At 30.3% G+C, this 20,180-nt stretch carries 15 protein-coding genes; 9 read left to right on the forward strand and 6 right to left on the reverse strand.

The genetic code is table 11. The annotated features are described in order from the left end of the window. A partial coding sequence (locus VK071_12735) for a hypothetical protein (GenBank protein HLR36178.1) occupies positions 1-707 on the reverse strand: 707 nt, incomplete at its 3' end. A 130-nt stretch (positions 708-837) separates the two neighbouring features. On the opposite strand from VK071_12735, the gene VK071_12740 reads away from it, so the two are divergent. After that, entirely contained in the window at positions 838-1,467 is a 630-nt protein-coding gene (locus VK071_12740) for a copper homeostasis protein CutC (GenBank protein ID HLR36179.1), read from the forward strand. Between the two features lie 116 nt (positions 1,468-1,583). On the opposite strand, the gene VK071_12745 is transcribed toward VK071_12740, so the two are convergent. Genes VK071_12745 through VK071_12760 form a run of 4 tightly spaced genes read right to left on the reverse strand, consistent with a single transcriptional unit; the run spans position 1,584 to position 6,444 of the window. After that, positions 1,584-2,648 carry an ABC transporter permease gene (locus VK071_12745; GenBank protein ID HLR36180.1) on the reverse strand — a complete coding sequence of 355 codons (1,065 nt, stop codon included), beginning with the start codon at positions 2,646-2,648 and terminating at the stop codon, positions 1,584-1,586. Continuing rightward, entirely contained in the window at positions 2,645-3,676 is a 1,032-nt protein-coding gene (locus tag VK071_12750; protein HLR36181.1) for an ABC transporter permease, read from the reverse strand. The genes VK071_12745 and VK071_12750 overlap by 4 nt, the downstream gene beginning before the upstream one ends. Beyond that, complete coding sequence (locus VK071_12755) at positions 3,677-5,260, reverse strand: sugar ABC transporter ATP-binding protein (protein HLR36182.1); 1,584 nt, start codon at positions 5,258-5,260, stop codon at positions 3,677-3,679. 53 nt (positions 5,261-5,313) lie between these two features. Beyond that, the gene (locus tag VK071_12760; GenBank protein HLR36183.1) at positions 5,314-6,444 is read right to left on the reverse strand and encodes a DUF3798 domain-containing protein; all 1,131 of its coding nucleotides are present in this window, start codon (positions 6,442-6,444) and stop codon (positions 5,314-5,316) included. Between the two features lie 378 nt (positions 6,445-6,822). Here VK071_12760 and VK071_12765 point away from each other — a divergent pair, with 378 nt between their 5' ends. Further along, complete coding sequence (locus tag VK071_12765; protein ID HLR36184.1) at positions 6,823-8,520, forward strand: M3 family oligoendopeptidase; 1,698 nt, start codon at positions 6,823-6,825, stop codon at positions 8,518-8,520. Positions 8,521-8,712: 192 nt separating this feature from the next. Here VK071_12765 and VK071_12770 read toward each other — a convergent pair whose 3' ends face one another. Further along, the gene (locus VK071_12770; protein HLR36185.1) at positions 8,713-9,591 is read right to left on the reverse strand and encodes an aromatic acid exporter family protein; all 879 of its coding nucleotides are present in this window, start codon (positions 9,589-9,591) and stop codon (positions 8,713-8,715) included. Positions 9,592-9,731: 140 nt separating this feature from the next. On the opposite strand from VK071_12770, the gene VK071_12775 reads away from it, so the two are divergent. The 7 genes from VK071_12775 to VK071_12805 all read left to right on the forward strand — a co-directional run. Continuing rightward, positions 9,732-10,421 (forward strand): VTT domain-containing protein, encoded by a 690-nt coding sequence (locus tag VK071_12775; GenBank protein ID HLR36186.1) that lies wholly within the window; start codon positions 9,732-9,734, stop codon positions 10,419-10,421. Positions 10,422-11,047: 626 nt separating this feature from the next. Beyond that, a complete protein-coding gene (gene raiA / locus VK071_12780) occupies positions 11,048-11,587 on the forward strand; it encodes a ribosome-associated translation inhibitor RaiA (GenBank protein ID HLR36187.1) in 540 nt (179 codons plus the stop codon). Between the two features lie 76 nt (positions 11,588-11,663). Then, positions 11,664-12,269, forward strand: coding sequence for a DUF5317 domain-containing protein (locus VK071_12785; GenBank protein ID HLR36188.1), 606 nt, complete (start codon positions 11,664-11,666; stop codon positions 12,267-12,269). A 75-nt stretch (positions 12,270-12,344) separates the two neighbouring features. Next, positions 12,345-15,086, forward strand: a complete 2,742-nt coding sequence (gene secA / locus VK071_12790) for a preprotein translocase subunit SecA (GenBank protein ID HLR36189.1) — start codon at positions 12,345-12,347, stop codon at positions 15,084-15,086. Positions 15,087-15,107: 21 nt separating this feature from the next. Further along, positions 15,108-16,215 (forward strand): peptide chain release factor 2 gene (gene prfB / locus VK071_12795; protein ID HLR36190.1). Its coding sequence is split into 2 segments (ribosomal slippage): positions 15,108-15,182 and positions 15,184-16,215, totalling 1,107 coding nucleotides; the frame shifts between segments, so codons are not numbered across the junction. A gap of 101 nt (positions 16,216-16,316) precedes the next feature. Further along, entirely contained in the window at positions 16,317-18,344 is a 2,028-nt protein-coding gene (locus VK071_12800; GenBank protein ID HLR36191.1) for a methyl-accepting chemotaxis protein, read from the forward strand. 25 nt (positions 18,345-18,369) lie between these two features. Next, positions 18,370-20,180: Tex family protein (locus tag VK071_12805; GenBank protein ID HLR36192.1), on the forward strand; the 1,811-nt coding region annotated here is incomplete at its 3' end.

Below are 20,180 nucleotides of genomic sequence, written 5' to 3' on the forward strand. Positions count from 1 at the left end.
CTGGAAAATTTATTATTAATATGCATTTTAAAATCTTCTAACTCTAGGGCTAGCTGATTACTTATATCATCGTCTAAGTCTAAAAGCTCATATATACAATCAGTATATATTTTGTAAATATTGGAGCTATATTTTCTTAAATATTTTTCCATATTTAAATTAGGTTCCCTTCTTCTTATTATATTGTAATCGAATAAGATTTCCTCAATAAACATTTCCCTAGCAAAACTAGGAAGAAAATTTACATCTCCAATAAATTTCTTAAAATCTATGACTTTTGCAATTCTACCAAATATTAAATCTGAAGTGTTGACTAATGTAGATAGCTCAGGTTCTAATATTTTATGAATTTCTCTACAAAGCAAATCTTCTACATACATATAATTATTTTTTATTTCAACAACTTCAAATAAGCTAATGTGGGATTTATTTCGTTCTTCTAGTATTTCTTTTTCTAAAGAGGTTAAAGATTGAGGGTTTTCTTCTAGAAGATGCTCAATAAAGTACTTACCTTCTTTAGTTCTATAATCTAAACTAACCCAAACATTGAAAGCTATAGCAGTTCTATCTTGATCAAAATTAGGGTAGTGGAATTCGATAGTATCTATTTCTGTTTCATTTTTAATGTATTGGCTAATATATTTAAGTAATTTTTTTGTAGCATTTTCTTGAATATCCATGATTTTTTTATAATTCAATTTAGTCATATTATCCTCCAAACTATTATAACTCAATTCTATTTAGTAATATACATTATATACTAAAAGCTAGTTTTTTGCATAAAGGATACTTATATTATACTATTATATACTATAGAAAAAGTGAGGAGGAGCTAAATTGGATATTATTAGGGAAGCTTGCGTAGGAAATTATAAGGAAGCAAAAAGGGCATATGAATTAGGTGCTGATAGAATTGAATTATGTGATAATTTAATGGAGGGTGGTACGACCCCTAGTTATGGAACTATATTACAAGCTAAGAAGAAATTAAATTTTAATATATTTGTAATTATAAGGCCAAGAGGAGGAAATTTTGTTTATACAGAGGAAGAAATTTCTATAATGGAAAAGGATATTGAATTATGTAAAAAGGTAGAAGTAGATGGGGTAGTTTTTGGAATCTTAACAGAAGATAATAAAATTGATGAAGAGCAAAATAAAAGATTAATAGAAAAAGCAGAGGGATTAGATATAACCTTTCATATGGCTTTTGATGAAATAGAAAATAGTGAAGAAGCTATAGATACTTTAGTAAGGTTAGGTGTAAGTAGAATATTAACTAAAGGTGGAAAAGACAAAGCTATTAATAATCTAGATAAGTTAAAAGAATTAGTAGAATGTGCCGGAGATGATATAACAATTTTAGCAGGTGGCGGAGTAACCAAAGATAACTATATGGAAATAATAAATAAAACGGGTATAAAAGAAGTTCATGGTAGTAAAATAGTAGGAGATTTGAAAAAATAATTTATTAGAAAAGGTAGTATGAAGTTTATTAATAAGTAATAGACCATTAATTTAAAGAATAAATCCTAACATTTTAGTGCTAGGATTTATTCTTTTATAACATTTATATTTTAAAATCATTTGAGACTGTCAGTCAACATAGTTTTTGTTTTATCTTTTTCCCAAGCGTGAAGTAGCAATGCTACACCTATAATACCATAAGCGATAAATACCCTAAAATACTCTCCGATTTGAGCGTTATTCATTAAGTTTTGTCCTGCTAATGGCGAAATGATAAACAATAAGTGGAATAGGAAGGTTCCTATTAATGCTTCTTTCCAAGATGCTTTATCTACTGTAGCACCACCTACAAGTAAAGAAGCTACTGCAAAAAGTCCTACTTGCTCATGACTACCATAAGTGTTCATAGTTCCAATATTCTGTAAAAATATTACTTGACCCCATGCTGCTAAAACTGTAGATATTATTATAGAAGTTATTCTTGTTTTATCTACATTAATACCAGATACCTCTGCAATATGCATATCTTGGCCTACAGCTCTCATATTTTGGCCTAGTTTTGTTTTTAAGAAATGGCTAAGTAGTAAAAATATAAGTAAAGTGAACAATAAGGTGGTTATTGGATACTTACCAAGCCATTGGAATAAGCCTAAATCTATTTTATTAAAGGGTATTAAATTATCTAAAGAATATCTTATATTTGCCAAGTCTATAGTATTTTTAAGGCCAACTCCAGAAGATAGAAGTAAAGCTTTATTTTTAATAGGTATTAGTGTACCAGCAAGAATTAAAAATATAAACTGATATACACCATTGGCAAAGAAACCCAAAATCATACTAGTAATCATTTCCTTACCCTTTGCCTTGTTTAACACTCTACCTACTAAGAAACCAAATAGAATAGCTATGGGAGTAGAAATTAAAATACTTAAGAAAAACCCAGCTCCCCCACCAATTCCATGATTGATTACAAATATTATACCAATTTGGCCGGCCATAGCACCTAGTACTATTCCAAAATTTAGTCCCATGCCAGTTATAACTGGTAATATTAAAGATACTACAAGGACTAAATTTCTAGCAAGACGTATAACCATTTCATTCATTAAAAAATTAAGAGGAAGTCCTGTAAAGAAAAATCCAACAATACATAATATTAAAAAAGTAATTGGCACCATCATGCTTGGTCACCTCCTGTTCTAGTTAATGCATAAAGAATTATGCCATTACTTACAATAGTCCTTATTACTTCTGACATACTTCCTTCAGACAGCACATTTATTACAGGTAGTGATACTACTAATAGAGATTGAAATAATAAAGTTCCAATAATAACATGGATTATTTTTGCTCTATTAAGTGAAGCACCACCAATTAATATAGAAGCAACAGCTGGCATTGCAGCATATAAGGGAGCATTATATAGTTGTAAAAAACCAAAGGCTTGACTATATACTATTATTCCTATGGCGGCAAGGACAGTGGATATTATTGTTCCAATTATTCTTTCTCTATCTACGTCTATACCATTTGCTAAAGCAAAATTTTCATTACTTCCTGCTACCTTCATAGATAATCCCTTTTCACTTCGGCCATAAACCCATATTATAAATGCAAAAATTGCGAAGAATAGTAGTAAGCCAGTTGGTATAGTTATATTTCCTATTTTAAAAGCTAAAAAGTTATTTAATACATGAGCCATAGAGGATTCCAAAGAAACCGTAACTCTTAAACCATCCCCACCATAAGCCCAAACAAGTTCAGGACTTTTAAATGGAGCCACTAGCCAAAATATACACATAAGGGATACAACGGAAAATCCTATATAGGTTCCTACAGTCATTTCTTGACCTTTTATTCTGTTTAACATCCTACCATAAAAATATCCAAAAATAGTTGCTAGTGGAACAGCTATTAATATAGAAACTAAAAGGCCTTTAAATCCAGTCAGTTGAAATTCTATGCTTACCAATGCACCTATTAAACCAAAGACTATTCCTAAAGGTAGATTAAAGTTAAGACCAACTCCAGACTGTACAGCTGGCACCATGGCTAATACTAATATGGCGTTCATACCAAACCTTACTAGTATATCTGAAATTATTCCAGATAGAGGAATACCTATATTAACTGCAAGTATAATTAAGCCCATTAAAAACAAGGCAATTATAAATCTTGGAAAACCAATTTTATTTATAATTCTTTTCATTTAACTCACCACCTTATCAAGACTTTCTCCAGCCATTAGAAGGCCAAATTCTTCATCGGAAGCGTTTGGAGGTAGAATACCATTTATTCTACCGTCATATATAATTGCTATTCTATCGGAGAGTTGCCTAAGTTCTCCTAATTCACTAGAAGTAATGATTATAGTCATATTAAGTTCTCTATTTAATGTAACTAAAGTATCTAGCACTAAATTTTTAGCTCCAATGTCTATTCCACGAGTAGGTTCTGAAACTAATAATAAGTCTGGTTCCAAGGTTAAGGCACGGGCTATACATACTTTTTGTTGATTACCGCCACTTAAATACCTAGTATTCTGATTAGGCCCTGTACATCTTATGTCTAATTCTTCAATCATTCTTAAGGAATGTTTTCTTATTAACTTTTCATCAATAAGATTTAAAGGGCCTATTTTTTTAAGAAATTTCTTCTGTATTTCTAAAGCAGAAGAAGCAATATTAAATTCTATAGAATCATTTAATAAAAGTCCTACTCCCCGTCTATCTTCTGATAAAAAAGCTATGGAAGAATTCAAAGCTTCTCTTGGATTGTTTAAAGGTATTTCCTTATTGTCCTTTATAATAGTACCTGATGATTCATAAAGAGCCATAATTCCATTGGCTATGCCTATTTTCCCTTGACCAGCTAGGCCACCAATCCCTAAAATTTCACCTTTTTTCACTTCCAGATCTATACCTTTAACTATTTCCCCTGGCATATTAACTTTAAAGTTCTTAAGCTTTAAAATAGATTCATCTTCAATTATTTTATTTTTATCATCTTTTTTAGAAATATTAACTTCTCTACCTACCATGGAACGAGCTATTTCTACAATACTTGTTTTTTCTGTTTCCACAGTATCTATGACTTGGCCATCTCTTAATATGGTAATAGAATCTGTAAGTTCTGTTATCTCATTAAGTCTATGAGAAATAAATAAGATTGATATTCCCATGTTAGAAAGTTTTTTTATTACTTCTAAAAATTGAGAGGCTTCAGATTCAGCTAGAACTGCAGTAGGTTCATCTAATATTAAAAGTTTCAAGTGCTCTTTATCAATTTCCCTAGCAATTTCTATAAATTGCATATATCCAACAGGTAAACCTGCAACGGGTAAATATTCATCAACAGATATATTCAATTTACTTAAGGAAGCTTTGGCCTCCTTATTCATAATATTTTTATCCAGTTTCTCTAATGTTTTGCCAAAAATTTTGCTTATAAATGTAGGGGTAGTTCTTTCTCTATTTAGTTTAATGTTTTCAGTAACTGTAAATCCGGGAATAAGCATAAACTCCTGATGTACCATACCTATGCCCATATCCATAGCCTCATTAGGAGAAGTAGGAAGAAATTCTTTGTCATTAAATATTATTTCTCCTTTAAATCCACCAGTAGAATGAATAACAGGCATTCCGAATAATATATTCATTAAAGTAGATTTACCAGCACCATTTTCTCCAACAAGACCATGAATTTCCCCCTCTTTTATAGATAGAGAAACATTATCTAAAACTCTATTTTGGGAGTAATCTTTAGTTATATTCTTCATTTGAAGTAACTCCATTTCCTAACCTCCTTGTATTAAAAAGAAGGAGGCCGTATCTACGACCTCTCAACTTAAAATATTTGTGAATCCATAATGAGTAGTAAGAAATTTTCTTTATCGTCATCAATAGGTCTAATTTCAACATTATCTTCTACTATATCTTGAAGGATGGATAACATAGCATCTTCATCAAATTTTTCTATCTCGTCTTTAGCATAAGATACAGCATATTTAGTTCCAGCTTCTATCATAGTCATATTAGCAGGATGACTCCAAGTTCCAAACCTTCCAGTTCCATCTTTCTCAGCAATTTTTTTAGTTATTTCTTCTGTCATATACTCTAGATCTCCAGCTTTGTCTTCAGGGATTTCAATTCCTAAGGCACCTGGATAAGCATGATATGGGCTTGGACAACATTGTTCTGGATATATTGCCCCTGTTTCTAATGCTGATTTAATTAAAGGTTCTTGCATCCCACAATTAGTGTTAAAGAAGGCAGTATCTTCGCCATAGGTTTCAACTTGTCTTGGAACATCTTCTAGCATAAATTGTTGAGCTCCTGGTATACCAGCATCTCCTAGGGGATCTGGTGTATCTATTTCTACAAACTTAAGACCTAACTCTTCAGCAGTTTCTTTCATAATATCTCGTCTTTGTGATAATAATTCCATAGACATATGTCTTGGAAATGAATAGTGAATAAAAGTTTTTGCTCCCATTTCTTCGGCTGTTTCAACAATTGATTTTCCACGTTTTAATTGGTCGGGTTCTAATAAGATATCAGCGCGAGAGGCTATAGTGTCAGGATCCTCATGAGGTGCTCCTAATACAAATAGTATATCATCTCTACTTTCTTCAATCTTATCAATGGCAGCTGCAGTCCCAGTGACTGCTTGACATATAACTATTGCCTTAATTTCCGGGTCAGTGGCTAAACCAGCAATTTGAGAAATTGTAGTTTCTTGTTCTTGGTCAAATTTGTCTGGATATGTAATGTGGGTTATTACATCTTCACCATATTCAGCAACCATTTTTTCAGCTGCCCTAAACTCTTCTTCTCCTTGGGATACTGTTCCCGTAACTATTCCAATTTTAAAATTGGAACCTTTTTCTCCACCAGTTGAAGTCTCTTTTTTTCCGCAACCAGTAGTACTAATTACTAATAAAACAATTAATAATAGTGCTAAAAATTTCTTTTTCAAAATATTCCCTCCTTTATAATTATAAAAATTAAATTAGTAAAAATAAAGTACCATAAAACAGATAATTTAGAAAATGCTTAAAAATCAGAAAATTAGACATAGTATAAATTGGACGGTAAAAACACATGGTGTTATCTATAGTTATACTAAGACCTCTATATATTAAGTATATGTTAGAAGTATTTTTTATAGTATAGTTCACTTAAAGGAATATGTCAACACTTTAATTGGGTAAATCGACAAAATGTTTAAAAAAGATGTTATTTATTCAATCATAACAATATTTTGAATATTCTGCAATGAAAAATAGAAAAAGGCTGTACTTATATATAAAAACTTTGATAATATTAAAGAAAGACTATTAAAGGAGGTATTTATATGGTTAAGTTTAAAGATTTTCAATATAAAAGACCAGATATGGAAACAGTAGAAAAAGAGTTTATGGATCTTCTTGGAAAATTTGACGGAAGTAAATCTTCTGAAGAACAAAATGAAATTATTAAAAAAATTGATAGTTTAAAAAAAGAAATAAGGTCAATGGGAAGCCTTGTACATATTAGGCATACTATTGATACGGAAGATGAGTTTTATACGAAAGAAATGGATTTTATTAATGAAGCTAATCCTGTTTTTGAGGGACTTGTGTCTAAATATTATGAGGCCTTAGTTAATTCTAAATTTAGAGATGAACTAGAAAAGACATGGGGTAAGCAGTTATTTACTTTAGCAGAGCTCCAACTTAAAACTTTCCGAGAAGAAGTTATTAATGATTTAATTAAAGAAAATAAATTAGCAACAGAGTATGGAAAGTTAATAGCATCGGCTAAAATAGACTTTGAAGGGGAAGAAAGAAATTTATCTCAAATGCAGCCTTTTATTCAATCTAAGGATAGAGATATGAGGAAAAGAGCTTATGAGGCATATATAAGCTTTTTTGAGGAAAATGAAAAAGAATTTGATAGGATTTATAATGATTTAGTGAAGGTTAGACATACCATTGCTAAAAAACTTGGATATGAGAATTTTGTAGAACTAGGATATGCAAGAATGTCTAGATCTGATTATGATTCAAAAATGGTAGCAAATTATAGAAAGCAAGTTTTAGATGAGTTAGTGCCAATAGTTGTAGAATTAAAAGAGAGACAAAGAAAAAGATTGGGACTTAATGAATTTAAATACTATGATGAACCTTTAGAATATTTAACAGGAAATGCTACACCTAAGGGAGAACCAGAGTGGATAGTTAATAATGGTAGAAAGATGTATAAAGAACTTTCTAAAGAAACAGATGAATTCTTTACTTTTATGGTAGAAAATGAACTAATGGATTTAGTTAGTAAAAAAGGAAAAGCTAGTGGAGGATATTGTACTTATATTCCTAAATATGAATCGCCTTTTATATTCTCTAATTTTAATGGCACTAGTGGAGATGTAGATGTCTTGACCCATGAGGCAGGTCATGCTTTTCAAGTTTATTTAAGTAGAGACCAAATTTTAGATGAATACTATGGTCCTACATTAGAAGCATGTGAAATTCACTCTATGAGTATGGAGTTTTTAACTTGGCCTTGGATGGAATTATTCTTTGAAGATGAAGTGGAAAAATATAAATTTAGTCATCTAAGTGGGGCCGTAAACTTTATTCCTTATGGTGTTACAGTAGATGAATTTCAACATTTTGTATACGAAAACCCAGAAGCTACTCCAGAAGAAAGAAAGGCAAAGTGGAGGGAAATTGAGAAAAAATATCTTCCTTTTAGAGATTATGGAGATAATGAATTTTTAGAAAGGGGTGGCTATTGGTTTAGACAAGGACATATATTTGAAGCACCATTTTACTATATTGACTATACATTAGCCCAAGTATGTGCTTTTCAATTCTGGATTAAGGCTATGGATAATAGAGATAAAGCTTGGGAAGATTATTTAAGGCTTTGTAAAGCAGGGGGAAGTAAACCTTTCTTAAAATTAGTTGAGTTAGCTGGGCTAAAAAATCCATTTGAAGATGGAACAATTAAAGAGGTAGTTAAGCCTATAAAAGAATGGCTAGATTCTGTAAATGATAGTGAATTTTAATAGATATAATAAGTAAAAGAATAGTAGAAATAAGTAGGTAATATGGGTTTCCTCTCCCATCAAAAGGAAACCCATATATATATTATTATATAGTAGGATATATTCTTTAGTTAATAATTAAAGCTCATCCATTGCAGTCCTATCATAAACTTTTACTAATGAAGCAATAGATGAAGTATATATTCATTGGTTTTATTTCATAGAAAGAGTCTTCTCTAGTACTGATAATTGAATTAAAGCGTTTTTTAAATGATAATTAAAAACTTCATCCATTTTATTTTCAGTGGCTTCTTTTTGAATAGGTATTTCTTTATTATATTTCTTTTCTAATAGCTCTTTATTTTCATTGTTAATTAAAGAGGTACTTTCTAAATTAGTCATAAGTTCTAAATGTATATATAATTCTTCAAATATAATAAATAAGTTTTTAAAGGTAGCATACCTTTCATCGGTACATATTTTTAATTCGAATTCTTCTTTTAAAGTATAATAATTTTTTTCTAGTACTGTAAGTTCATCTTTAATTTGTTCAAGCTCTACTTCTGTATTTTCCCAAGTTAAGCCTTCTATAAATTGATTACTCTCTTGTAGCATTTGATGGAAAGAGGACTTCATGTTTCTTTCTATATCTGGTGGAGATATGAAATAGTTTACAAGCATCCCCACTATTATCCCTAGAAAAGTATCTAAAGCTCTAAAAACACTGTAATTTAATCTACTGCCTTCATCTTGATTTAACATAATAGCCATAAATACAATACAGGATATTGAAATGGCTTTTTTCCAGTCTAAAATATTACATAAATATATAATTATAATAATTCCGATTCCAATAATAAATGGATTATTTGGGGCCATAATAGAAAAAATAAGTCCTATTATTGCACCTAAGACAGTACCTAGCATTCTATTTTTTCCCGCTTCCCAGGAACCAGATACTGAACTTTGCATAGTAATAAGTGTAGCAATTCCTGCAAAAAGCGGATTGTTAATGTTTAGTATTTTAGAGATTGATAATACTAAAAATATGGCAATGCCAGTTTTGATAGTCCTCATACCAATTTTCTTCACTAATATACACCTCTTAATGTTATTCTATAAATGTATTATAACAACCATTCATTTTAAGTACAAGGAAGCAAGGATTCCTTGAATAATTTTAAAATTGGAGTAAAGTATAGTTAGATAGAAGATAGTTTAGGGGTGGAGTAATGAAAAATGTCAATAATAAGAAAAAAGTACTTAAAGTAGCTATAATGTTAACATTTATTGGAGTTTTACTTTATTTAATATTTAGTTTTGATATTTATAATAAAGAAGGGTTAGAAAATTTTTTTAAGACAGCAGGGGCAAATAGGAATTTTTCCTTATTCTTTTTTATTATAACTACTATTTTAGTAATATTTTTCGTTCCTATTTCTTGGTTTTCTGCCTTAGGAGCTTTTTTCTTTGGTATGAAAGGATTTATTTATGTTATAGCTGCAGGAATGATAGGAGCGACAGTTAGTTTTTATATAGCTAGAATATTTCAATATGATGTTATGAAATTTGTAAATAGACTTTATTATAGAAAGAAAAGAAAGGTTAGTTTAGAAGAAGTATCTGCTAAAATAGAACAATATGGTATAGGTTATGTTTTTTTTATAAGGAGTATGCCTTTTATTCCCTTTAGTATAGCCAACTTTGTATCTGGAGTTACAACTATAAATGTGAAAGATTATTTATTAGGAACTTTAATGGGATTAGGACCTGGTCAGTTGGCTACTACCTACTTTTTTACGAAAGCTGTAAATATTAAAGATGATCCATTGGGAGCTATAATAGCAGCTTTAATAAAAGGTGGTTATGTGGTATTAGTCCTATTATTATATAGAAAAAGTAAATATAAAACAAAAGAGTAATATCTTTTTCTCAATAGACTAATGTAAATGCATAAAAATAATCCTAGCTTTTTAACAAAACTTTAAAAATATCACTAAAATTAAAGCTACCTTAAAAGAAGATATAAAGGAATATTAAAATATAGTAACAATGTAAAAAATGTATATGTTTATAATAAAAGTATTAACAATAGCATATTAATATATGAAAAGAAATAGAAAGGAATAGACCCTTTCTATTTTTAAGTTTAACTTTTCTATATGTAGTGTTATAATATTATTAGGAATACAAGAATAAGCATAAGTATTATTATCAAATAATTTCAAATTTTGCTGTAAAAGGGTGAAATTAATAGAAAGATGCCTTATTCACTTTTTATTAAGAAAATTATCCACATGAAGAATAAATAGTTTACAGTTTTCCACAGACTTATCCACATTACCCACAGAATGGCCTAAAGCTTATCCACAAAGAGCACACAAAGATTTGTGAATAAACTGGTAAATAATTATTCATATTTTATGAATAATTTTAGAAGAGGTATATTATATTAGGCTTGTATGTTATAGGTACCTATGGTTTGGGTATCATATAATATAAATACATATTAGTAGATAGGTTGCTAATATCAAAAGGAGTGAGGTTTATGTTATTAACTTTTACTGGGATAAATATGGAAGTAACAGATGCTTTAAAGGAAATGACTGAAAAAAAATTTGGAAAATTAGATAAGTATTTTGAGGAAGATATTAAGGCCGATGTAACCTTTAGTGTAGAAAAGGAAAGGCAAATTTTAGAAGTAACCATAAACCTACCTGGAACTATTCTTCGTGCTGAAGAAGCTACTGACGATATGTATAATACAATTGATAAAGTAGTAGAAATACTAGAAGCACAAATTAGGAAATATAAAACTAAGCTTCAAAAGAGATACAAAAATGGAAGAACTATAAGATTTGAAAATATTGCTCCCTTAGCAAAGGAAGAAGAGGAAAAAGATGAAAAACCTAAAGTTGTAAGAACAAAAAGATTTGATATGAAACCAATGAATGTAGAGGAAGCAATACTTCAAATGGAGTTGTTAAGACACAATTTTTTCTTGTTTCTAAATGCAGAAACAGATGATCTAAATGTTTTATACAAAAGAAAAGATGGAAATTATGGGTTGATAGAACCAGAGCTTTAATAGTATAATTGATATAGATAAAAATTGCAGGATAGAAATCCTGCAATTTTTTAATATTGAAGGAGGTTGAAGCCGTGTGTTTATCGAAGTAATAATATTATCAATAATTGTAGGATTAATTAGAGGGGGTAAATTTACTAGATTAATAAAAGTAGATTTTAAAAGAGTGTGGATACTAATTTTTGCTTTTGTATTCCAATATTTTCTGGTATTCATAAATAGTACAGAAGAAATTCAGATGATGGGAAAACTTTATAATTATTTAAAGCAATTAATTATTTTATCCTACATATTGTTATTTATCGGGATATTTGCAAATATCAAGTATAGGTCTTTATGGCTGGTGCTAAGTGGAACAGTTTTAAATTTTTTTGCAGTGGTTGTAAATCATTGGAAAATACCAATTTTAAAGGAAGGATTTAAATTAGTAGGCTTAAAAGATATGTATACTATGCTTGAGGGAGGGAATCTTCCTTTATATACAGCTATTTCTGATGCTACAAAATATCCTGTATTAGGGAAGATTATAGCAATTTCTAAGCCTTATCCATTTCCTAATATAATAAGTATAGGTGATCTATTAATGTGTTTTGGTTTGTACACTCTTATTCAAGAAATAATGTTATCAGAAGGGGCACAGGAAAAAAGTACTCTCAGATTCAGCTCTAGTAATTGGCGATAAACTGTTATATTTAGTATGTAGAAGTGACAAACTACGTTGTAGTTAGGTGTAACTTGAAAGGTGGTAAGTAAAGATATGAAATCTTTATTTGAAAAAATATTTAGTAACTATAGTGACAGGGAACTAAAAAAAATAGAGCCAATAGTTGATGAGATAGAAGCCTTAGAAAATAGTATGAAGGGGCTTTCAGATGAAGAATTAAAGAATAAAACCGATGAATTTAAAAATCGACTTAATAGTGGTGAAACTGTTAATGATTTACTGCCAGAGGCTTTTGCTGTTGTAAGGGAAGCCTCTGATAGAGTATTAGGCATGAGACATTTTAAGGTTCAACTTTATGGTGGTATAGTACTTCACCAAGGTAGAATCTCAGAAATGAAAACGGGTGAAGGTAAGACTTTGGTAGCAACTTTACCTGCTTATTTAAATGGTTTAACTGGTAAAGGAGTCCATATTGTAACTGTAAATGATTATCTAGCAAAAAGAGATAGAGAATGGATGGGAAAGATTTATGAATTTTTAGGTTTAACTGTAGGAACTATAGTTCATGGTATGAATAACAAAGAAAGAAAAGAAGCTTATAACTGTGATATAGTTTATGGGACTAACAATGAATTTGGTTTTGATTATTTAAGAGACAATATGGTTATTTACAAAGATGAAAAGGTACAAAATAATTTGAATTATGTCATTGTAGACGAAGTAGACAGTATTCTTATAGATGAGGCTAGAACTCCTTTAATTATTTCCGGTGCTGGAGACAAGTCTACAGATTTATACTTTGTAGCAGATAATTTTATAAAAACTTTAGAAGGTAGAATAATAAAACCTAATGAAGAAGATTCAGACCCTTTTAATAGAGAAATAAAAGAAGAAGTAGTAGATTATTTAGTTGATGAAAAAGCAAGAACTTGTACTTTAACATCAAAGGGAACGAAAAAAGCGGAAAGTTTCTTTAAAATAGAAAACTTAGCTGACCCAGATAATATGGAAATTGCACATCATATTAATCAGGCCTTAAAGGCTAGATATATTATGAAAAAAGATATAGATTACGTTGTAAAAGATAGACAAATTATTATTGTAGATGAATTTACAGGAAGGTTAATGTATGGAAGAAGGTATAGTGATGGACTTCACCAAGCTATAGAGGCTAAGGAAGGTTTAGATGTAAGAGGCGAATCTAAAACATTAGCTACTATTACATTCCAAAATTATTTTAGAATGTATGAAAAAATAGCAGGTATGACTGGTACTGCCAAAACAGAAGAAGCAGAATTTAAAGAAATATATGGTATGGATGTTGTGGAAATTCCTACTAATGAGCCGGTTATTCGTATAGATTATCCGGACGTAGTATATAAAATGGAAGAAGGAAAATTTAATGAAGTTGTAAAAGAAATAAAAGAAAGACATAAAACTGGGCAGCCAATACTTGTAGGTACAATAAATATTGAAAAATCAGAGCTATTAAGTAAAAGACTTAAAAGGGAAGGAATTCCTCATCAAGTTTTAAACGCTAAATATCACGAAAAGGAAGCAGACATTGTAGCTCAAGCTGGAAGAATGGGTGCCGTAACTATTGCTACTAATATGGCTGGTAGAGGTACTGATATAGTTTTAGGTGGAAACCCAGAATATCTATCAAAAGCAGCCTTAAAACGAAAAGGTTATGATGATGAAATAATAGCTTTTGTAGATAGTTCTTTAGAAATAGATAATGAGGAAATAATAGAAGCTAGGAAGGTCTATGAGAAATTATATAAAAAGTTTGAAAAGGAAACAGAGAAGGAACATGAAGAAGTAATTAATGCTGGAGGACTTCATATAATTGGGACTGAAAGACACGAGTCTAGAAGAATAGATAATCAATTAAGAGGTAGAGCAGGAAGACAAGGAGACCCTGGCTCCTCAAGGTTTTATATTTCTTTTGAAGATGATTTAATTAGGATTTTTGGTGGACAACGTACAGTAGAAATGGTAAATAAACTTGGTATGCCCGATGATCAACCTTTAGAGCATAAATTATTAACTAGAACTATTGAAAATGCTCAAAGAAAGGTAGAAGGAAATAACTTTGCTATAAGGAAACATGTTTTGCAATATGATGATGTTATGAATAAGCAAAGAGAAGTAATATATGGAGAAAGAAAGAAAGTTTTAGAAGGGGAAAACTTAAAAGAAAATATTATATCTATGATAAAAAATATCATATTAAATACTATAGAAACATATACCCAAGGAAGTATTTACCCAGAAGAGTGGAATCTAGAAGGGATAAAGAACCATTTGGAAGCTATATTTCTGCCTAAAGGATTTTTTGAGGATTTGGATATTCTAAAATTAGATAAAGAAACTTTAAAAGAAAAACTTTTTAGAATAGCTTTAGACAAATATGAGGAAAAGGAAAGAGAAATTGGAGAAGAAAGATTTAGAGAAATAGAGAGAGTAGTATTATTACAGGTAGTAGATAGAAAGTGGATGGATCATATAGATGCAATGGATCAGCTAAGACAAGGTATCGGTCTTAGAGCCTATGGTCAAGAAGATCCTGTTAGAGCTTATCAAGTAGAAGGTTTTGATATGTTTGAGGAAATGAATGTCTCAATACAAGAAGATACGGTAAAACTATTGTTTAATGTAGAAAGTCCAGATAAAATGGAAAGAAAAAGGATGGCTAAGCCAATTTCTACTAATATTCAAAAAGGAAAGGGAAAACAAAAACAAAAACCAATTGTTAAAGGTAGGAAAATTGGGAGAAATGAACCTTGTCCTTGTGGTAGTGGAAAGAAATATAAAAAATGTTGTGGAAGATAATATGTAATAAGGAGTGGTTTAATGGAGGGAATTTATGAATACAAAGAAAAGGTGGATAGGCTTAGGACCATGGTCCATGAATTAGGGGTGTCCCTTTGACATTGAAAATTTAAAAGAAAAAGCAGAAGTTTTAAGTAAAAAGTCTTATGAAGAAGATTTTTGGGAAGATACTGAAAAAGCTCAGAAAACAATGCAAGAATTAAAAAATATCAAGGATAAAATACAAAGTTTTAATGAACTAAATGAAGAGTTTGACGATTTAGAAGTTTTAATAGAATTGGCCTTAGAAGAAGGGGATTTTTCTTTACATGATGAAATTAAAACTGCTCTTAATAAGACTTCTAAAAAGGCGGAAAATTTGAAATTGGAAACTCTTTTAAGTGGAGAATATGATAAAAATGACTCAATATTATCTATTCATTCAGGAGCTGGAGGGTTAGAGGCTCAAGATTGGGCAGAGATACTTTTAAGAATGTATAGTAGATGGGCAGATAAAAAAGGATTCTTCGTTAAGACTTTAGATATTCAGCCTGATACTGAAGGAGGTATAAAAAGTGTTACCCTTTTGATTAAAGGGGTAAATGCCTATGGGTATTTAAAGTCGGAAAAAGGTGTTCATAGATTAGTAAGAATATCACCTTTTGACTCTTCCGGTAGAAGACATACTTCTTTTGCTAGTGTAGATGTATATCCAGCCTTAGGTGGAGATGTTGAAATAGTCTTAGAACCTAATGATTTAAAAGTTGACACTTATAGGGCCAGTGGAGCTGGAGGACAACATGTAAATACTACTGATTCTGCTGTTAGAATTACCCATATACCTACGGGAATTGTGGTACAGTGTCAAAATGAAAGGTCTCAACATAGTAATAGGATTACAGCTATTAGAATGTTGCAGGCTAAGCTTATCCAATTAAAGGAAGAAGAAGAAAAAGAAAAAATTGAAGATTTACAAGGACAATATAGACAAATTGCCTGGGGGTCTCAAATTAGATCTTATATCTTTCACCCCTATAACCTGGTAAAGGACCACAGAACTAATGTGGAAGAGAGAAATACAAACAGTGTAATAGATGGTGATATAGACATATTTATTAATGAATATTTGAAAGAAAAAGCCCTTCAGTGATGAAGGGCTAAATTATTAAAAAAATACAAAGGAATTAGTCAACTTTTGTAGAATGTTTATAATGTGACTATTTTAGATTGGTTACAAAGGGAGTGATATATTTGAATAAAAGAGCAGATCGGTCTTCTAAAGGCTCTAATAGAAGAAATAGAGGGAAAAACAAAAAAATAAAGAAACAGCTAATCACTTGTTTTTTATTTTTATCAGTAATACCAGTTTTAGTTATGGGAATTATAAATTATAAAATACAAGAAAAAGATAATAGGAAAAACTTAAAACCTGTTAATATTCAATTAGTCCATTCAGTTTCTGATCAAGTACAAAATTACCTTTTTAAATCAGCGAGTTCTGTAGAAAGTTTAAGTAGAATATATGATTTTTCTAAGATTGATCCAGGAAAAGCCCAGGTTATTCTCTCTTCTACTGCTCAAGATTACCCAAATTTAAAGCAAATTGATATATATAATTTAGAAGGAAAACCTCAATTTTCCTCTGAAAAGGGCGGAAAAAATAGTGCTATTGATAATAAGATCTTTGATAGGATTAAAGATGATGAAAGGTTTGTATCTGATACTTATGAAGAGGAAGACGTTCCAATTGCAGTTTTATATACGTCTTTAAAAGATAACTCTAATAATATTAATGCTATAGCAGCTGTACATATAAAATTAGATAAACTTTCCGAAATAATGGAAAGGTATGATACAGGTACAGCTTATGTTATAAACGGGGACGGGGAAGTACTAGCTCATCCAGATTATGAAGGGAAGGTAGTAGAAAAATATAATCCAATTAAAAATAAGATAAAAGGTGCCACATTAGCTTTGCAAGAAGAAAAGGGGAATGGGTCTAATTATAGAAACGATAAAAATGTTGAAGTTCTAGGTACTTACGTAAAAGTTCCTTTGACTAATTGGGGAGTAATATTTGAACAAAATTTAAATGAAGTTAATTCTGAAGCTAAAAAAGGACTACATCGAACTTTAACTATGACTATAATATTAATATTCTTTGTAGTAATCTTTTCAAATACTATTGCAAAGAAATTTTGGTATCCTCTTGAACAGATGGTAATTGCTGTAGACAACATAGGGGTAGGGGATTTAACTAAAAAAGTTACTGTAGATTCTAATAATGAAATAGGAATACTTCAAAAGTCTTTTAATACTATGGTAGATTCACTAGATAGTTTAATGCTAAGTATTAGTACAGTTTCTAGTAATTTAGAGAATGAATCTGGTGAATTACTTAAGGAAGCTGATTCTACTATAAATGCAAATTCGGAAATATCAGTCGTAGTGGAGGAGGCAGTTTCCGGTGCAGAAAGACAGATGATAAAAGCAGAAAAAACTAGTGAAGTATCAAGGACTATGTTTCAAGTAGTAAAGGACATGGAGGAACAATTTTCTCAGATACTTAACAGTGTAAAAACCACTTTTGATACTGCTATATTAGGTTCTGAGGATATTAATAATACTATTAAAATTATGGATTCAATCTCCATAAGAGTAAATGAAATGTCAAATCAAATGAGTAAACTAATAAATCATATCTATGAAATAGATAAGATAGCAAAGTCTATAAATGGTGTTTCAAGGCAAACAAATTTATTAGCATTAAATGCAGCCATTGAAGCTGCAAGAGTAAGGGGAAGAGAGGAAACAGGGAAAGGTTTTACTATAGTAGCTGAAGAAATAAGAAACTTGGCTGAAGAAACAGAAAAGGCTTCTCAATACATTGGTGATATAATAAATAAGATGAAAGATGAAACTAAATTAGTAGTTTCATCTATGAATGATAATCTTTTAGAAATAGATAAAGGAAATGAAACTATCAAAAAGACTGGAAGAAATTTTAATGATATTGTGGAATATATGAAAAAGACTACAATAACTGTTGAAAGGTTCAGTAGTATATTAGAGAAAATGTTTGCAAGGTTGGAGGATATAGATGAGGCAATAATTGGGGTAAATAAAACATCTCATAAAACCTTTTCTAGAACTCAAACGGCTTTAGCAAGTACAGAGGAGCAAGTGACCTATGTACATTCTATTAAAAAGTCAGCAGAAAATCTTAAGGGTATGAGCGAAGAACTGGGAAAGGTTATAGAAGGTTTCAAAATTGATTAAAAGTTAACTAGGAAAGGAGAACAGAATGAATATACCTGAAATACTAATAGATGAATTTAACTTGAAACCTTTTCAAGTTAAAAATACTATAGCACTTTTAGATGAAAAAAATACTATTCCTTTTATTGCACGCTATAGGAAGGAACAAACAGGTGGAATGGAAGATGTAGTACTTAGGGAATTTAAGTCTAGATTGGATTATTTAAATAACTTGGAAGATAGAAAAAATGAAGTTTTAAGGTTAATTAATGAACAGGAAAAGTTGTCAGAAGAATTAAAAGAAAAAATAACAAATGCAATGACTATTCAAAAAGTAGAAGATTTATATAGACCTTATAGACCTAAAAGAAGAACGAGGGCTACTATTGCTAAAGAGAAAGGTTTGGAGCCTTTAGCAAAAATAATATTGGAACAAGAAATAGTCAAAGGGAGTATGGAGGAATTGGCCTTTGATTATATAAATGAAGAAAAAGAGGTAGCCAATGTAGAAGAGGCTTTGGCAGGAGCTATGGATATAGTAGCAGAAATAGTTTCAGATAACGCAGAAATTCGAGAAGATATTAGGAAGGATACTTTTAATGAAGGAGAAATATCTGCTGAAGGAATAAATAAAGAAGAGGATTCAGTTTATAAAATGTACTATTCTCATATAGAAAAAGTAAAAAGAATTCCAAACCATAGAATATTGGCTATAAATAGAGGGGAAAAAGAGAAATTTTTAAGGGTTAAAATTATAGTGTCAAAAGATGAAATGATAAGTAAAATTATATCTAAATATGTAACTAATAAAAATTCTATAACTATCCCCTATCTTAAAGCTAGTATTGAAGATAGTTTTAAAAGATTAATTTTCCCCTCTATTGAAAGGGAAATAAGGACTACTTTAACTGAAAAAGCAGAGGAAGATGCTATTAAAGTTTTTGCCAATAATTTAGAACCTTTATTGATGCAGCCACCAGTAAAAGGTAAAGTTGTGATGGGTATAGATCCAGGTTTTAGAACTGGCTGTAAAGTTGCTGTTGTAGATGAGATAGGAAATGTTTTAGATTTTGCTACAGTATTTCCAACAGAACCTCAATTGAAAATTGAAGAGACCAAAATTAAATTGAAAGAGTTAATTAAAAAATATAATGTTAATGTTGTTACTGTAGGAAATGGAACAGCATCTAGGGAAACCGAGCAAGTTGTAGCAGAAATGCTTCAGGAAATAGATGAAGATGTATCTTATATAATCGTAAATGAAGCTGGTGCTTCAGTATATTCTGCTTCTGAAGTTGGACGAACTGAGTTTCCAGATATGGATGTTTCTATAAGAGGTGCAGTTTCTATTGCTAGAAGATTACAAGATCCATTAGCAGAATTAGTTAAAATTGACCCGAAACATATAGGTGTAGGACAGTATCAGCATGATCTAAATCAAAAAAAATTAGCTGAAGCTCTTAGAGGAATTGTAGAAGATAGTGTAAATAGAATAGGAGTAGATTTAAATACGGCATCTGTGTCTTTACTTAAGTATGTATCGGGGATTTCTAGTAGTGTGGCTAAAAATATAGTTAGTTATAGAGAAGAAATTGGAATGTTTAAAAACAGAAAAGAAATATTAAAAGTTAAAAGATTAGGAAATAAAACTTTTGTACAATGTGCGGGTTTCTTAAGGATACCTGGGGGAGAAAATCCCTTTGATAATACGGGAGTACATCCAGAATCTTATGAAGTAGCAGAAAGAATTATGGATATAAATGACTATAATAAAATTAATTTAAAGGAAGTATCTGAAGAATTAGATATAGGGCTTCCGACTTTAGAAGATATAATTTATGAGCTAGAAAAGCCGGG

The organism is Tissierellales bacterium (genome assembly GCA_035301805.1).
GTDB lineage: Bacteria > Bacillota > Clostridia > Tissierellales > DATGTQ01 > DATGTQ01.

Excerpts from the sequence above, each read along its gene's own strand:
- secA (HLR36189.1), top strand. The coding sequence starts at position 12,345 with ATGAAATCTTTATTTGAAAAAATATTTAGTAACTATAGTGACAGGGAA.
- VK071_12755 (HLR36182.1), bottom strand. The coding sequence starts at position 5,260 with ATGGAGTTACTTCAAATGAAGAATATAACTAAAGATTACTCCCAAAAT.
- VK071_12775 (HLR36186.1), top strand. The coding sequence starts at position 9,732 with ATGAAAAATGTCAATAATAAGAAAAAAGTACTTAAAGTAGCTATAATG.
- VK071_12745 (HLR36180.1), bottom strand. The coding sequence starts at position 2,648 with ATGATGGTGCCAATTACTTTTTTAATATTATGTATTGTTGGATTTTTC.
- VK071_12750 (HLR36181.1), bottom strand. The coding sequence starts at position 3,676 with ATGAAAAGAATTATAAATAAAATTGGTTTTCCAAGATTTATAATTGCC.
- raiA (HLR36187.1), top strand. The coding sequence starts at position 11,048 with ATGTTATTAACTTTTACTGGGATAAATATGGAAGTAACAGATGCTTTA.
- VK071_12765 (HLR36184.1), top strand. The coding sequence starts at position 6,823 with ATGGTTAAGTTTAAAGATTTTCAATATAAAAGACCAGATATGGAAACA.